The organism is Pyxidicoccus sp. M15, from assembly GCF_056858435.1.
Genome location: NZ_CM166495.1, coordinates 5878861 through 5893077, shown reverse-complemented (window position 1 = coordinate 5893077; position 14217 = coordinate 5878861). Strand labels below are relative to the sequence as shown.

Here is a 14217-nt window from a genome sequence, read left to right as displayed (position 1 = left end):
CTACTCCGTCGCCCGCGGGATGACGATGACCTGGCCCACGTAGGCCTCGAGCATCATGTCGCCGCCATGCAGGAAGCCGGGGTTCGCATCCACGATGCGCCACCACAGCCGCGGGTCGTTGTAGTAGTGGCGCGCCAGCAGGTCCAACCGCTCCCCCGAGCGCACCACGTGCTCCAGCACCCCCGTCGCGGGGCCGATGGCACGAGGCCGTACGCCCCGGAACACCTCGCCCTGGACCGGGTCCTCTTCGAACGCCTTCGCCTTCGCGTAGCGCGAGTCGCGCAGGAACATCACAGCACCCCCTTGAGGACGTCCGCGGCCAGGCGGCCGCTGTTGACCGCGGCGCCCACCAGCTGCCGCGCCTTCTCCCGCAGGTAGAAGGGGTTGTTGCCCTCGATGACCTGCAGCGTGAGCGACGCCCGCGCCCGGTACGGAATGAGCGATGGCAGGAAGTCCGACTCCTCCACGCGCACCGAGGTGAGGAACACCGGCAGCACCTGCCCGCCCCAGACGAACAGCAGCACGGAGGCGAACTGCTCGCGCATGAAGGCCCGCTGGGAGCCCAGCCCCAGGCTCGCCAGCAGCTGCAGTCCACCCGGCCCCTGAGACTTCGGCTCCACCAGCGTGCGCAGCGTGTCCAGCTCCGGCTGGATGCCCAGCGAGGACGCCACCGGGTCGCCCTCGTGCATGCGGTCCGTGGCGTCCAGGAGGATTTCGAGCGTGAGCGACTCCGGCTGCACGGCCACGCCCTGCGCCACGCGCGGCGTCTCCGTGGGCAGCGCGAAGTCGTAGCCCCCGCGCAGCCCCGGCGTGCCTCCCATGCGCAGCGTGAGCGTGCGCGTGCGGGAGATGCCCTGGGGGTTGAAGTCGAACACCAGCGTCAGCGGTGGGACGGACAGCCCGTACTCCACCAGCGCGCCCCGCGTCACCCTCACCATCCGCGTCCTCCCTCCTCGTGCTCCATGGACCCCGCATCCACCGCGCCCCGGACCTGCTTCAGCAGCGCGGAGGCGATGCGCGAGGCGACCTCCCCGTCCGGCAGGGCGGGGTCCAGCTCCAGCACCAGGTCCGCGCGAGGCAGCCGGTGCTCTTCCTGCGCCACCGCCGGCGCGCGTGACAGCTCGCGGCCCACCAGGCGGACGATGGCGTCCGCGCGGTGCTCGAAGCCCGCGGGCAGCGACAGGTGCAGCGAGTCGATGGTCAGCATGCGGCGACCTCCGGCGGCAGGTGGCGGCGCAGGGGGCCCAGCTCCGCGGCGGACACGTCCCGCCCGTCCTTGCCCAGCTCGCGCCACACCGCGAGGGCGATTTCCCTCAAACCGATGGGCGTGCCCGCGCCGGCCGCGAGGTAGGCCGCGTGCAGCGCGGCGTTGCGGATGCTGCCGCCCGACAGGTTCACCGCCGCGCCCAGCAACTCCGGGTCCACGTCCGGCGCCAGCGGCGCGCGCGGCGGCAACAGCCCCTTCCACAGCTTCGCCTGCGCGCGAGAGTCCGGCCGGGGGAACTCCACCACCACCTGGAAGCGGCGCGCGAAGGCCGCGTCCAGGTTGCCCCGCAGGTTGGTGGTGAGGATGCACGGGCCGTCGTGCTGCTCGATGCGCGCGAGCAGGTGGCTCACCTCCAGGTTGGCGTACCTGTCGCGCGCCTCACGCACCTCACCGCGCCGGCCGAAGAGGCTGTCCGCCTCGTCGAAGAGGAGGACGACGTTGCGGCCGTGAGCCGCGTCGAAGAGCTTGCTGAGGTTCTTCTCCGTCTCGCCGATGTACTTGCTGACGAGCGCGCCGAGGTCCACCCGGTGCAGCTCCCAGCCCAGCTCCGTGGCGAGCACGGACGCGGCGAACGTCTTGCCCGTGCCGGAGGGGCCCGCGAACAGCGCCACCGGCCCGCCCACCGCGCGGCCCCCCCACTGCTCCACCACCGTCTCGCGCTGGCGGACCCACAGCAGGAACTCGCGCATCACCGCCAGCTTCGCCTCGGGGAGCACCAGCTCCTCCCAGCGGGCCGTGCCCTGCACCCGCAGCGCGCCCGGCAGGGTGAGCGCCGGCTCCGGCGCCCCGAGCAGTCGCGAGGTGATGCCCCGGCCCGGACGGATGGGCGCGTACGGCCCCGCCTCCTCCCGCTCCAGCAGGCCCAGCTTCTTGAGCGGCGCGTCGTCGGACAGCACCGTGGACAGCCGCGCGCCCTCGGCGGGCTGCAGCGCGAGCAGCTCTTGAATGAGCGCCGCGGACGGATACACCGGCTGCGCCGCGCCGGGCTGGAGCTGCTGGAAGAGCCAGCCCACGCGAGGCTCCACCTCCGGCGCCACCGCGCACGCCAGCACGTCGTATTCGATGGGCGTGAGCGCTCCGGCCCGCAGCCGCTTCCACGCGGAGCCATCCTCGCGGCCCCGCCGCACGTGGGCCTGGGCCTCGCGCAGCTGGCCGAGCGCGGTGTCCTCCAGCTTCGTGCCCTGGCGCAGCCGCGCGAGGCACTGGCCGAGCAGCTCCACCCGGTCCACCTCCACCCGCAGGAAGTCCACGCTCATGCGCCACCTCCGTGCAGCGTGACGAGCACGGGGTTGCCGCGCACCTCGAGCTCCACCCCGCCCGGGCCGTCCGCGGCGCGGCGGTAGCGGTGCACGGCGTAGAGCACCGCCTGGCCGGCGCGGTCCTTGAACGGCAGCGGCACGGTGGCGCGCGACGTCGCGGGTGGGTTCTCCGGGTCCACCTGGGACACGGCCACCGTCGCGTCGACCGCCGTGTCCACCGTGCTCCAGCCGGTGGTCCGCTCCCAGACGTCCCAGCGGAAGTGCACGGATGCGCCCGGCACCCCGGCCACCACCGCCTCCGGGACGAAGGCCTCCAGCTCCGGGCTGCCCACCTCGAACACCAGGCTCTGCGTGCACGTGCCACCGCGCACGAAGCCCACCTGCGGCGCCCAGTCCTCCTGGAGCGTGTCCACACGCAGCGGCGGCAGCGGCGGCGTCCAGCCCGGCACCGGCGCCACGGGCCCCTTCTTCGTGTTCGACTGCACGCGCGTGCCCACGGACACCACGCGCGGCCCCTCGACGGTGCGCACGCGCGGCACCACCGGCACGAGCGACAGCTCGTAGGCCACGGAGGGGCGGTAGGCCACGTCCTTCTGCGTGGACCAGAGGCGGTTGATGTCGTCCAGGCTGAGCGGCTGGAAGATCATCTGCACGCGGATGACTTCACCTTGCGCGTCCACCGCGTCCATGACGGGCTTCTCGTGGAAGAGGCGGATGACCTCGCCCAGCAGGCGCAGGTCATTCTCCCCCGCGCTCACCGTGTCCTCGGCGGCGGCGAACGCCGTCACCAGGCAGTGCACGCGCAGGAACCAGGGCTGACCGGGCAGCACGTCCGCGCCCATGACGGGCGGCTCGAAGCGGTGGAAGAACAGGTTGATCCGGTGGTCCGTGTCGCTCGCGCCGGGCGCGGCCGCGGCGGGAGCGCCCATGGGCACGCGCACCGTCTGACCGAGCGCGCGGAAGTTCTCGCGGACGAAGTCCGCCAGCGAGCGGCAGGCCACGGAGACCGAGGATTCAGGCAGGGCCATCTCAGGCGTTCCGGAGGTAGTGACGGTTGAGCAGGTCCGAGCCATGGCCCGGAATCGCGGACGAAGACGAAGAGACAGGGGCCGGCGCGGGCGCGGTGATGACGACGTGGACCTCGCCGATGTGGACGCGGGGCTCCGCCGGCTCACGCCTCGGAGGGAGCACCGGAGGCCGTGCCCGCTCGGGCGGCGGCTGGGTGGAGGGCACCGCGCGGTCCGCGGCCGCGACAGGCGTCGCCTGAGTCGCGTCCTTCCTGGTACCAGTGGCGTCCCGTCCCGGAGCCCCCGCGCGCGTGGCGGGATGCACAGACTCACCAGGCCCCAGGTCCCGGGCCACGGCGAAGGGCGTTTCCGCGCCTGGCGTTGAGTGCGCGCTCTCGGAACTCGAGGTTCGCGCCCCTGGGCGCTCCGTCCTTGTCCCCGGGGCGCCCCGGAGGGGGCTGCTGTCCACTCCCGTGGGGCGTACGGACGCGAGCCCGCGCGCACCGTGAGCGAGGTCCTCGGCGGGGGCGCGCTCCTCGCTCCCCGGCACACGCTCCACGGACCTCGTCCGCTCCAACGCTCCCGGCGCCGGACCTCCGGCATCGGCACGCGTTGCCGGAGATTGTGTTGCCACGCGCTGGCGGGCTGGCGCGCCCATGTCCTCCGGCCGGGGGCCGGGGGACTCGAAAACAGGAGGGGTGGCGGGTCCCTGTGGCTTTCTCCTTAGCAGGCTTACGGAGGTCAGAGGTGGAACGGGTGCACCGTTCGCGGCCACCGTTACACCGTCTCCAGAGTCACTCCGGTAAGGGAGCTCCTCCGGCGATGGGCTTCGATGGGACGCTCGAGGCGCACCCGCCCCACGTGACACTCCATGGGCCGGGTTGGGTAGAGATTGAAGGCCGCCAGACCCGCGCCCGGTTTCCCGAGCCGGTGTCCCGCGTGCCTCCGATGGGACTCGGACGTCATCCGCCAGGATGCCGCCCTGTCCCTGAGGGACCGCTGCCACCTTCTCCAGGAGTGCGGCACCGTCGCCGGAACCGACCCTGGCCTCCCACTCATGGTCCGCATTCCGGGGAGTGGCGGCGCCACTCCACCTCGGTGGGGGCACCCCGGCGTCGCCCGGGGGCACGCTCCCGGTCGCCTCAGCGGCCGGCCGTGCGCCGGTCACCGAGGACCGGAGCGCATCGGCGGAGATGTCTGCCAGGAACCCCATCGCGGACTCCAAATCCGAATCACGTCGTCACACCCGCGTCCCGCTCCACGAGACGCAGGTACTGCCGCCGCCGGTGCCTTGGCAGCGCGAGGATGTCCCGCTCGCTCCAGTGGTACGTGGAGGCCAGCGTGTGCACCTCTTCCAGCAGCTTCACCGCGCTCATGGACAGGCACGCGTACGGGTCCACCTCCACCTCCCGCATCACCCCGCACGCCACGCACGTCGCGCCCACCCGCGTCACCACCGCCGGAGACACCACCTCCAACGCCTCGTCGATGCGCCGGAGGTCCTCGTCCCCCAGCCGCTCCACGTCCCAGCCCTCGAGCGGCGTCACGCAGCGGGCCAGCAACGCCCGCTCCCCCGTCCCGCCCGCCCCCTCCGCCAGGGCCTCCTGGTCCGCGCCCGTGGGCACCCTCACCCGCAGCCGCCCCAGCGCCGTCTCCACCTGGGCGAAGGGAAACCCCTCGCCCGCGTCCTTCACGGGCAGCGCCGACACGTCCAGCTCGAAGTCGAAGCGCTCCCCGCATGCGCCGCACACCACCGTGTGCCACGGCTGCTCCAACCCGAGCAGCCGCGCCAGGCCGCGCATGAGGAACTGCCGGTCCGCCACGCACAGCTCGCTGGCGAGCGCCTCGCTCACCGGCTCGCCTCCCACGTGCTCCAGCGTGACGGCCAGCACCCGGGTGACCCGCCTCGGCAGCGGCTCGTCCCGCCCCGCCTGCTCGGCGATGCCCAGCTCCAGGGCACCGTCGGGCTCGCGGAAGCGGAACCGCCGCTGCACGGTGCCCGCGCGAAGAAGGCCCCCGGGCAGTCGCATCAGCTCTCCGCGGGCTCGGGCACGCTCGTGTCGCGCTGCCAGCCCTCGTGCTGGAGCGTGAGCGTCTGGATGCCCACCGCGTTCATCGCCTGCGAGTCCAGGTCCGGCAGCGCCTGGTACTCGGACACCCAGGCCCGGAGGATCTTGTAGGAGATGGCCACCTGGCCCTGCATGTTGAGGACGTTGAGCACCAGGTCCTTGCGGAAGTTCTTCAAGGACATCGCCGCGTCGCCCTCGACGTTGTTCACCAACGCGGCCCAGGCCTCGAACACGGGGTCATGCGTCAGCCCCTGCTCGAGCGTGATCGGGTCGTAGCTGGTGCCTCCCGGGAGGATGCGCTCGTGCGACGGGTCTCCCGCCGTGCGCCACTTGATGGCCTCGGTCTTCTTCTTCAGGGCCCCCATCTTCTTCAACCCGGCCACCGGACGGCCGTCGATGAGGAGCTGGAACTTGAAGGTCCGGTACGGATCGTGACGGTGCGTGTTCACCGTGAACATCGGTGCAGCCATGTCTCATCACCTCGTTCGGTGGCCCTACTGCTGGAGCTTCTGCTGGATGCGGACGATGACGAACTCGGCCGCCTTGAGCGGCGCGAACCCGACGACGACGATGACCTGACCGCGGTCGATGTCCCCCTGGGTCATGGTGTCTCCCAGACCGCAGCGGACGAAGTACGCGTCAGAGGCCTTCTCGCCCTGGAAGGCGCCGGCCCGGAACAGCCCGTCCATGAACGAGCCGATGTTGGTGCGCAGCGCCGCGTGCAGCCGGTGGTCGTTCGGCTCGAACACCGCCCACTGGATGCCGTTGTAGACGCTCTGCTCGATGAGGATGGCCGTGCGGCGCACGGACACGTAGCGCCACTCGGGGTCCGCCTTCGTCGCCAGGGTGCGCGCGCCCCAGATGACGGAGCCGAAGTTGGGCATCGCCCGCAGGCAGTTGACGCCCAGCGGGTTGAGCTGGTCCTGCGCTCCGTCGTCCACCACGAACTCCAGGCCCGCCACGCCCGTCAGCCCCGTCTCCACGCCCGCGGGCGCCTTCCACACGCCGCGGCGCGCGTCGATGCGGGACCACATGCCCGCGGCGAACCCGGACGGAGCCACCTTCACGGTGGGGCTCGTCGTGCCCGGGGACTCGGACTTGTAGAAGGGGTTGGCCACCTTCACCCACGGGTAGTAGGTGACGGAGTACGTGGACGTCGGCAGCTTGAGCTGGTCCACGCGGGACGCCGTCGTGAGCTCGAAGCCGGGCTCCGGGTCGATGATGAGCACCCGGTTGCGCATCTCCTCGCAGTGCGCCAGCGCCGCGGTGACGGCGGCGTTGCCCGCGCCGGTGCTCGGCAGGGCGTTGCCCGGCAGCAGTACGGTGGTGATGTCGCGAATCTTCCGCAGCGCGCCGCCGAAGACGGACTGGAAGTCCTCCGCCCGGGGCGCCTCGGCCACGCCGCCCGCGAGCTTCGTGGTGGAGCTGGCCGCCACCGCCGCGGGCACCAGCAGCGCGGAGCCGTGCGCCACGGTGAGGCTGGACGCCGGGTCCACCTTCATGAGCCGCGCGAGCACGCCGTCATAGACCTCCACGGAGGAGGACGACGACTTCGCGGACGTGAGCACGAACCGGCGGTTGGTGCCGTCGTAGGTGCAGGTGAAGTCCTTGAAGGGCGAATCGGCCGGCGCGAGCGCACGGACCGCATCCTGGATGGCGGTGGCCACCTTCCCGGCATCCACGGCGGCGTCCGTGCCGCCCAGTGCCAGGTCCGCCTTCTTGAGGGTGAAGTTGCGCGCCCCCAGCCCATCCAGATTGAGGCTGAACGGAAGGTCGGCCGGCAGCGCCGCCGGAGCGAAGTAGTTGGCGGGGACCGCGGTGGCATGGAGCGCCGCGCCGGTCAGCCTGCCGAAGTCCGCCAGGGTGCTGATGACGGTGGCGTTCGCGAGCGACAGCTTCACCGGGGAAGACTCGCCATTCACGACCGCCGGCGCGTAGGTCGGCGCGCGCTCGTTCATGGACAGGTTGGGGAACGTCAGGTCCGCCTTGAAGCGGAGCGTCCCATCCACCGACTCCATGTGCCCCACCTCGAGCGTGAAGGTGGGCGCCGCGGTGGAGGCCGCGCGCGTGACGCGGTAGTGGAGCCCGTTGCCCCACGCGCCCGGGCTGGTGGCGCTCAGCGTGAGCACCGGGTCCGGCGTCGCGTCCGTGTTGTTCAGCGTCACCGAGGCGGCCTGCGCCGTCGCGGGGTTGGCCACGCGGACGATGTACGCGTCCTTGCCGCCGTTCTGGTAGTAGGCCAGCACCGCGAAACCCATTGCGTCCTGCTCGCTGCTGATGGGCCCGAAGGTGCGCTCGTATTCACCGAGGCTGTGTACCAGCACGGGCGTGGACAGCGGTCCGCGCGTCGCCTCACCCACGAAGGCGGCAAGAGATGTCGCCACACCTTCGATAGGCTTTGCACCGCTCGGAATCTCTTCCAGATAGACGCCGGGGTGCAGATAGGTCGCCATGTCACCTCTCCTTGAGAGAAAATGATTGCCAGACGCATGACCTGAGAGGTCATGACGTGAGTCGATACATGCCGCAGTGGGATTGAGGCGCAGGCCTGGCACTGCTACCGGACGTCCGACCGCGCCCGGTGCCTGGGTTACCGCTGTGAATGGCTCAGGCTTATACAGTTGCCGTCTGACAAACGCCTATCGCTCTCCCGCCAACCACATTCATCTATACGTGCCAGACATTTTCGGTGGGTCGTTCCGGCGGGGTTTTTCTTCGCATCCCCGCCGCGCGCTCCACCGCCGGGCCCGGGGGTTCGGTGGACGGGAGGCACAACGCTCATGCCACGGTTTGATTTTCACCTTCATTTCCGTGGCCGGAAATCAGGCCGGGGCCCTCGTCCATCAGGAGCGACAGCCTTCCGAAGACCTGGATGAGCGGGAGCGCGCCGGCTTCCTCTCCACGCCGCTCGATTTCTCCCTGCCGCGCTTCGACCCACTGGCTGGGCCTCCCGCCGCCGGGAATCTCCACGCCCATGGCCGCGCAGGACAGGGCCCCGGAGAGCTGCGCCACCAGCGCGGGGGCCAGGGCTCCGTCATGCGCCAGCTCGACGTAGCCGTGGCCCTGCTTCGGGGTGCGTGAAGCGTGCCAGCGCCACTCGCGCGGCAGCAGCGGAACGCCGAGCTCCCGCCAGGCACGCTCCTCGACCTTGGAGAGCACCATCCGGCTCGTCCGGGTCTCCCGCTCGAGGAGCAGCTCGCTGTCCCGGGGAAGCGAGACCCGCCACTCCTCGCTCGCGAGCACCTCGCCCTGGTCGATGTCCGCCTGGGAGGTGCCGCACAGGTGGATGAGGCGCTCGGTGTACAGCTCGTCCACATCGCGGCCGGCAAGCAGGTCATCGATGGGCGGCGCCCCGATGTGGACGCCCCCGCGCTCCAGGTCCCAGGAGACGAGCTCCACCGTCCTCCCGGAGAAGAAGGTCGCCAGCGCCCTGCGGTCCCCGCTCGGGTAGGAATCCCGCGCGACGACGAACCCCCCGGTCACCTCCGACAGGGCACGACAGAGCCCCAGGTCCCACTGGTGGGACTCGGGCGGCTCCTCCAGGAGCAGCACCGTGCCCCCGTGGTCGACCAGCTCCACCACCTGCCAACGGAGCGTTCCGCGCGTCTGCGGGCGGGGTCGCGCATCCACCGCGAGCACCTGGCGGGACTCCACCTGGCGTCCGGCACGTGCGAGTGCCTCGGAGAGGCGCTCCGGCGCCTCCCGCCCCACCCCCGTCGCGAAGCTGCTGATGAAATGGACAGACATGGGGGCTCCGCCTCACATGTTCTCGGGTCTGCCGGCGTTGTCGGGGGTACGTACCACCACCAGTCGTTCGTTGCCCGGGCAGTGGATGACGATGCTCGCGATGTAGTCACCGCCGAAGACGTCCCAGTTCCTCCGGGTGGCGTATTCCGGTGGAGGTGGCGCGTTCCAGGCCTCCCGGACCGCGTCCCGGGGAATACTTTTCATCCAGATGTGGACTTCCACGTTCCGGATTCCGGCCAGGATGGCTTTCTCAAGCGCCGATGACGCCTGGATGCGCGCAGCAATCGGCTGCGCTTTATCTCCCGAGTTCTTGAGCTGCAACGGGCGACGGGGTGTGCCGATGGTGCCGTCAATGCCTGGATAGTTGGCCTTGGCGGCATCGTCACCAAACACGTGGATCTCCTCACCCGTGAGCTTGTAGAGATCCTTCGCATTCCCGCGCTCATCGTCCGAGGGAAGTTTGCTCTCGTAGTCGAGGAAGATCTTCTCATCGGGATTGTTCGGGTCGTTGGGCTCGTCCATGTGAGCGAGCCATGGATCGAGCAGGTCCCCCGTGATGTTGAAGGCGTGTCGAGCCCACCGCTCGTTGTCCGCCTGACGGCGGAATTCCGCCTCGACGTCCTGGCGGATCAGAGCCTCGCTCTTCTTGGGGATGATGACCTCGGGATCCTCGCCTTTGGCCCGCATCTGCTCGATCACGTAGTCGAATGCCAGCAGTCGCTCCGGCCCGAGCTGGAGAGCGTCAAGCATCGCCCTCTCGTTCGTTTTTCGTTCACGGATATGCGCTTCCGGGGGCCCCGGGAGGCGGACATTCACGATGTCCAGCCAGAGCGGTGCGCCTCCCGCCGGGTCCGGCACCGGGCGCAGGTGGATCTGCTGCCCCGGATCGAGCGCCCTGGCCCGCAGCTCGACGCTTCCCAGGTCGGCGATGCGGGACAGGAGTTGCTCCCGGTTCGAGGACACGGCGTCCGCCATGCGCACCCACTCCTGGAAGCCGACCACCCGCCCTTGCGACTGGAGCTGTGCCACACGCTCGATGAGCCTGGTGAAGGAGATCCATTTGGCTGTGAGCCCGGTTTCGATGGACTGCAGCTCCGTTGCTACCTCGGGGTAGCCCTTCACGAAGCCCTTGCTGTATGCCGCCACCACGCCCTGCCCCACGTCCAGCGAGTCCACCTGTAGCTCGTGGAGGGCCAACTGGCCCTGCAGGTCCTCAATCTGCCGCTGGATGTCCTCGGCGTCGCGCGCGAGCGACTCCGCGTCCTTCCCACCCAGCTGCTCGATGCGGCCTTCGATGCCCCGCTGCATCGCCTCCAGCTCGTCGATGATGCCGCGCAGCTTGCGCACCTCCAGCCGGGACTCGAAGCCCTGGGTGCCGTAGCCGGGGATGCGGGTGAAGACCTGGGTGATGCGGCTCAGCAGCCGGCGGATGTGGCCGATGGGCCCCTCGTAGCGGAGGAGGATGCGCGCCGTCTCCAGGTGCGTGCGAATCTGGAAGGGGCCCGCGTCCGGCCCCACCTCGAGCTGGAATCGCCCGCGCCGGTAGCGCACGCGCGTGGACCTGCCCTTCAGGTCCGGATGCTCCACCACCGCCACCCGGCCCCGCAGGTCTCCCAGCTCCGACTCCAGCTGGAGCACCCGCGCACTCACCTCCGGAGGGCGGGCAGCGGGCACCGCCCCGGCTCCGTCCCCCGGCACGCGCGCCTCGCTCTCGGGAACCTGTTCTCCGCGCGGCGCCCTGGCGCCTTCGCCCTCCGGAGCGACACGGGCCTCACCGTCGGGACGCAGGCGCGTCCCGGCGGGCTCTCCTACGAGAGGCCTGCCCGTCTCCACCTCCGCCGGATGCACCGCGGGCTCGGGCTCCCACGTGCGCCGGGTGCCCCCGGTGTCCCCCGGGTGCAGCATCTGCGCGGCGGAGTCCGCCGTCATGAGCCCGGAGCGCACCGCGCCGAGGATGGCCTCTGCCCGCTTCGCCGCCAGCTCGCCCGGGCTGAGCTGCCCCTTCTGCTTCTCCAGGGCCGACAGCTCCATCTCCAGCTGCACGGGAATGATGATGACCTGCGCGCCCGTCTGCGTGACGCCGTAGATGTGGAGCACCCCCTGCAGCCGCTCCACGCGGGTCGCCCAGCGTGGGACGTTGCGCAGCATCCCCAGCGCCGGGGCCGCGACTCCCGCCACACCGCCGACAATCGACGAGACGTCCATGAGCGTCTCGAAGTCCCACCGCAGCGCCCCGGCCGAGTGCCGCCGCGACAGGCTGTCCACCGCGACGATGGCCCCCGCCACCGCGCCCGCCGCGCCCACCGCCAGCCCCACGGGGCCGCTGAGGATCAGGCCCGCGAGCTCCGCCGCCGTGGCCAGGTCCCGCAGGCGCTGCATCACCCGGGCGCGCGAGCCCGGTGCGCTGCGCATCTGCGCCTTCATTCCGAGCGACCCGCTCGCGGCCTTCTCCAGCCCCTCCGGCAGGCGGATGGCCAGCGCGCCGCGCCCGTAGCCGTTGTTCTCCCGGAAGTCGACGAACGCCGCGTGCACCGCCTCCGCATGGCCCGCATCCCCGGGCTGCGTGCCACGTCCCTCGAAGACGTACCTGTCCCTCGGCGTCGGCGCGGTGACGTCCGCCAGCAGGTAGTGGCGCTTGCCCTCGCGCGAGTCCTCCGCCTCGCCGAGCATCATGATGAGCTCGTTGACCTGGCCGGTCTCCTCGGACACGAGCGTCACGTGCGGCCGGAAGTCGCGCCCGGGGATGCGCGCATCCACCTCGCCCATCAGCCGCAGGCGCTGGGCCATCCCCGCCTTCTGCGCCTTCAGCTCCCGCTGGTATTCGTCGAGCGGAATCCCCTGCAGCTCCAGCTGCACGCTCAGCAGCCGCGCCTCCGGGCTCCGCTGCTCCGTCGGCGTGCCGGCCTCGTTGTCCGCGGCGAGCCGGTCCGCCACCGTGATTCGTTGCTCGAGCGCCCGCAGCGCGTCCCCACCCAGCTGTGCCGCGGTGCCCGTCTCCGCCCTGCGCAGCGCGGCGATGCGCGCGTCGAGCTGCTCGCGCGCCTCACCCTCGGCTCCTTCGCGCTCGGCCTCCAGCCGGCGCAGCTCGTCGGCGCCCTGCTCGTTCACCTCCGTGGCGCGCCGATTCACGTCCACCACCTTCACCGCGAAGGTGGCGATGCTGGAGGCACGGCGGATGACGCTGCCCTCGCCGGAGGACGGCGTGGCGATGCAGCGGATGAGGAACTCGCCCTCGCGGTCCCACCCGATTCCCTGCTCGTTCCTTGGAGCGGTGACCTGGCCGATGGTGCTGCTGATGCTCGCCCGTCCCAGCCGCACCACGTTGCTCAGCCCCACCACCCCCAGCCACGCCGAGCGGGCCGGCCACGTCGCCACCACCTCCAGCGGCGAGCCGGACACGGACTCCACCAGCTCGGCCCGCGTGTCCTCCAGGACGTGTTCCCCTGTCCGCTCGACGTCGCGTGCCCCTCCCTCCAGCGGTAGCAGCTGCTCGACGGGGTCGGTGGCCCGGTACGTCAGGGCCCCGCGCGCCTCGGGCTTCACGTCCGTCACGTCGTAGATGTCCCAGACGTACGAGATGGGCTGAAGCCGCGCCCCCACCTGGTCCAGCGTGCGCGGCCCGGCGGGCGCGTAGTCGAGCAGCATCTCGAAGCGCTGGGTGGCCCCGGTGACGGTGATGTCCGGGCCGTGGTTGACGATATGGGCGGGGTACGCGGGCGCATTGGCGACACGCTCCGCGCCCTCCAGCACGGGCGCGTCCTGCTTCACCCTGCGCGTGAAGCCCGTCTCCGTGGCCCCGTCGACGAGGCGCGTGCTGGCCGCCGCGTCGCGTGACTCGCGCAGTCCTTCCGCGGCCTCCTCCACGCGCCGTGTGAGCGCCTCCACCGGTTCGTCATCCGCCACGGGCAGCGCCGTGTGCGCGCCGTCCACCCAGACGTTGACGAACGGGCCGCGCTCGTCGGACCAGACCATCAGCCGGTCCGGCACCGCGCGGTGCTCCGGCGCGGACCCTGTGTCCTCCGCCTCCTCCGCGAGCCGCTCACGCACCTCGCCCACGAGGCGCTCCGCCGCCGCCGTGTCCGCGGCTCCCGTGCCTCCCGTGGACGCATCGGACGGAACGCCCACCAGCGCCACCACGTCGCCCTGGCTGGCGAGCCGCTCCAGGAAACGCTGGGCGTCGTCGGGCCGGAGCCAGTTCGCCAGGTAGCCCACGTCCTCCTTCTCGAAGGACCACGGCGCCCAGTCCCGCTGGCCGTCCAGGTCCACCAGCCGCAGCAGCCTCTCCGCCGTCGCGAGGTACCAACCCTCGGCCCAGCGGGTGGCATCCGGCCGGAGGACGAAGGCATCCACCTGCTGCCCGTTCGGCCCGTACCAGATGACGGTGTCCCCGGCGAGGAGCAGCGTGACGAGGCGCGACAGCAGCGCCTCTTCCACGCCATGCCGGACCAGCTCCGCGCGTCCCTCCTCGCGCAGCCCCCGGAGGCTGCCCGCCATGGGGCGCACGTGGACGACGCCCGCGTCCGCGCCTTCCACCTCGCGCGGCGGCGCGGCGGCGGACGGGACAGGCGTGGACGCCGGAGCCGCAGCGAGTATCTCCCGCAGCTTCTCCCGCTCCGCATCCATGTCGAGCGACTCACCCGGACGCGGGACAACAGGGGGCCTGGCGCGCACACGCGCCGGCTCACGAGGGGTTTGCACCTTCACGCCGGACATGAAACCGCCTCCCCCTGACACTCGTGCTCCCCACACGAGCCGCTGTCTCCGTGACGCCCCCGCATGCCCCACCTTCCGACGGGAATGCACATACACGCCGTCCCTGTGCCAGACACCCACCCGGCCATGGATGGGGCTCCAGCTCGGGTTCCGGT

11 protein-coding genes are annotated in these 14217 nt (G+C 71.4%); all 11 read right to left on the bottom strand.

Going from position 1 to position 14217, the window contains the following annotated elements; translation table 11 throughout:
* The 11 genes from ACX9TP_RS22155 to ACX9TP_RS22105 all read right to left on the bottom strand — a co-directional run bounded on the left by ACX9TP_RS22155 (position 1) and on the right by ACX9TP_RS22105 (position 14062).
* Positions 1 to 291, bottom strand: coding sequence for a LysM peptidoglycan-binding domain-containing protein (locus ACX9TP_RS22155; protein ID WP_482981716.1), 291 nt, complete (start codon positions 289 to 291; stop codon positions 1 to 3).
* Entirely contained in the window at positions 291 to 938 is a 648-nt protein-coding gene (locus ACX9TP_RS22150) for a hypothetical protein (RefSeq protein WP_482981715.1), read from the bottom strand. The genes ACX9TP_RS22155 and ACX9TP_RS22150 overlap by 1 nt, the downstream gene beginning before the upstream one ends.
* Positions 932 to 1207, bottom strand: coding sequence for a hypothetical protein (locus ACX9TP_RS22145; RefSeq protein ID WP_482981714.1), 276 nt, complete (start codon positions 1205 to 1207; stop codon positions 932 to 934). The genes ACX9TP_RS22150 and ACX9TP_RS22145 overlap by 7 nt, the downstream gene beginning before the upstream one ends.
* Positions 1201 to 2523 (bottom strand): ATP-binding protein, encoded by a 1323-nt coding sequence (locus tag ACX9TP_RS22140; protein ID WP_482981713.1) that lies wholly within the window; start codon positions 2521 to 2523, stop codon positions 1201 to 1203. Before ACX9TP_RS22140 ends, ACX9TP_RS22145 begins: the two co-directional genes overlap by 7 nt.
* Positions 2520 to 3554: a Pvc16 family protein gene (locus ACX9TP_RS22135; RefSeq protein ID WP_482981712.1), complete on the bottom strand. Its 1035-nt coding sequence runs from the start codon at positions 3552 to 3554 to the stop codon at positions 2520 to 2522. Before ACX9TP_RS22135 ends, ACX9TP_RS22140 begins: the two co-directional genes overlap by 4 nt.
* 1 nt (position 3555) lies before the next feature.
* Complete coding sequence (locus tag ACX9TP_RS22130; RefSeq protein WP_482981711.1) at positions 3556 to 3759, bottom strand: hypothetical protein; 204 nt, start codon at positions 3757 to 3759, stop codon at positions 3556 to 3558.
* 1006 nt (positions 3760 to 4765) lie between these two features.
* Positions 4766 to 5563, bottom strand: a complete 798-nt coding sequence (locus ACX9TP_RS22125; protein WP_482981710.1) for a hypothetical protein — start codon at positions 5561 to 5563, stop codon at positions 4766 to 4768.
* Positions 5563 to 6072, bottom strand: coding sequence for a phage tail protein (locus tag ACX9TP_RS22120; protein ID WP_482981709.1), 510 nt, complete (start codon positions 6070 to 6072; stop codon positions 5563 to 5565). Before ACX9TP_RS22120 ends, ACX9TP_RS22125 begins: the two co-directional genes overlap by 1 nt.
* 24 nt (positions 6073 to 6096) lie before the next feature.
* Positions 6097 to 8055 (bottom strand): phage tail sheath C-terminal domain-containing protein, encoded by a 1959-nt coding sequence (locus tag ACX9TP_RS22115; protein WP_482981708.1) that lies wholly within the window; start codon positions 8053 to 8055, stop codon positions 6097 to 6099.
* A gap of 325 nt (positions 8056 to 8380) precedes the next feature.
* The gene (locus ACX9TP_RS22110; protein ID WP_482981707.1) at positions 8381 to 9349 is read right to left on the bottom strand and encodes a hypothetical protein; all 969 of its coding nucleotides are present in this window, start codon (positions 9347 to 9349) and stop codon (positions 8381 to 8383) included.
* Between the two features lie 12 nt (positions 9350 to 9361).
* A complete protein-coding gene (locus ACX9TP_RS22105) occupies positions 9362 to 14062 on the bottom strand; it encodes a hypothetical protein (protein WP_482981706.1) in 4701 nt (1566 codons plus the stop codon).
* Positions 14063 to 14217: the final 155 nt, after the last annotated feature.

Coding starts and splice junctions, on each gene's coding strand:
- ACX9TP_RS22105 (WP_482981706.1), bottom strand. CDS start 14,062: ATGTCCGGCGTGAAGGTGCAAACCCCTCGTGAGCCGGCGCGTGTGCGC.
- ACX9TP_RS22125 (WP_482981710.1), bottom strand. CDS start 5,563: ATGCGACTGCCCGGGGGCCTTCTTCGCGCGGGCACCGTGCAGCGGCGG.
- ACX9TP_RS22155 (WP_482981716.1), bottom strand. CDS start 291: ATGTTCCTGCGCGACTCGCGCTACGCGAAGGCGAAGGCGTTCGAAGAG.
- ACX9TP_RS22145 (WP_482981714.1), bottom strand. CDS start 1,207: ATGCTGACCATCGACTCGCTGCACCTGTCGCTGCCCGCGGGCTTCGAG.
- ACX9TP_RS22135 (WP_482981712.1), bottom strand. CDS start 3,554: ATGGCCCTGCCTGAATCCTCGGTCTCCGTGGCCTGCCGCTCGCTGGCG.
- ACX9TP_RS22120 (WP_482981709.1), bottom strand. CDS start 6,072: ATGGCTGCACCGATGTTCACGGTGAACACGCACCGTCACGATCCGTAC.
- ACX9TP_RS22110 (WP_482981707.1), bottom strand. CDS start 9,349: ATGTCTGTCCATTTCATCAGCAGCTTCGCGACGGGGGTGGGGCGGGAG.
- ACX9TP_RS22115 (WP_482981708.1), bottom strand. CDS start 8,055: ATGGCGACCTATCTGCACCCCGGCGTCTATCTGGAAGAGATTCCGAGC.
- ACX9TP_RS22140 (WP_482981713.1), bottom strand. CDS start 2,523: ATGAGCGTGGACTTCCTGCGGGTGGAGGTGGACCGGGTGGAGCTGCTC.
- ACX9TP_RS22150 (WP_482981715.1), bottom strand. CDS start 938: ATGGTGAGGGTGACGCGGGGCGCGCTGGTGGAGTACGGGCTGTCCGTC.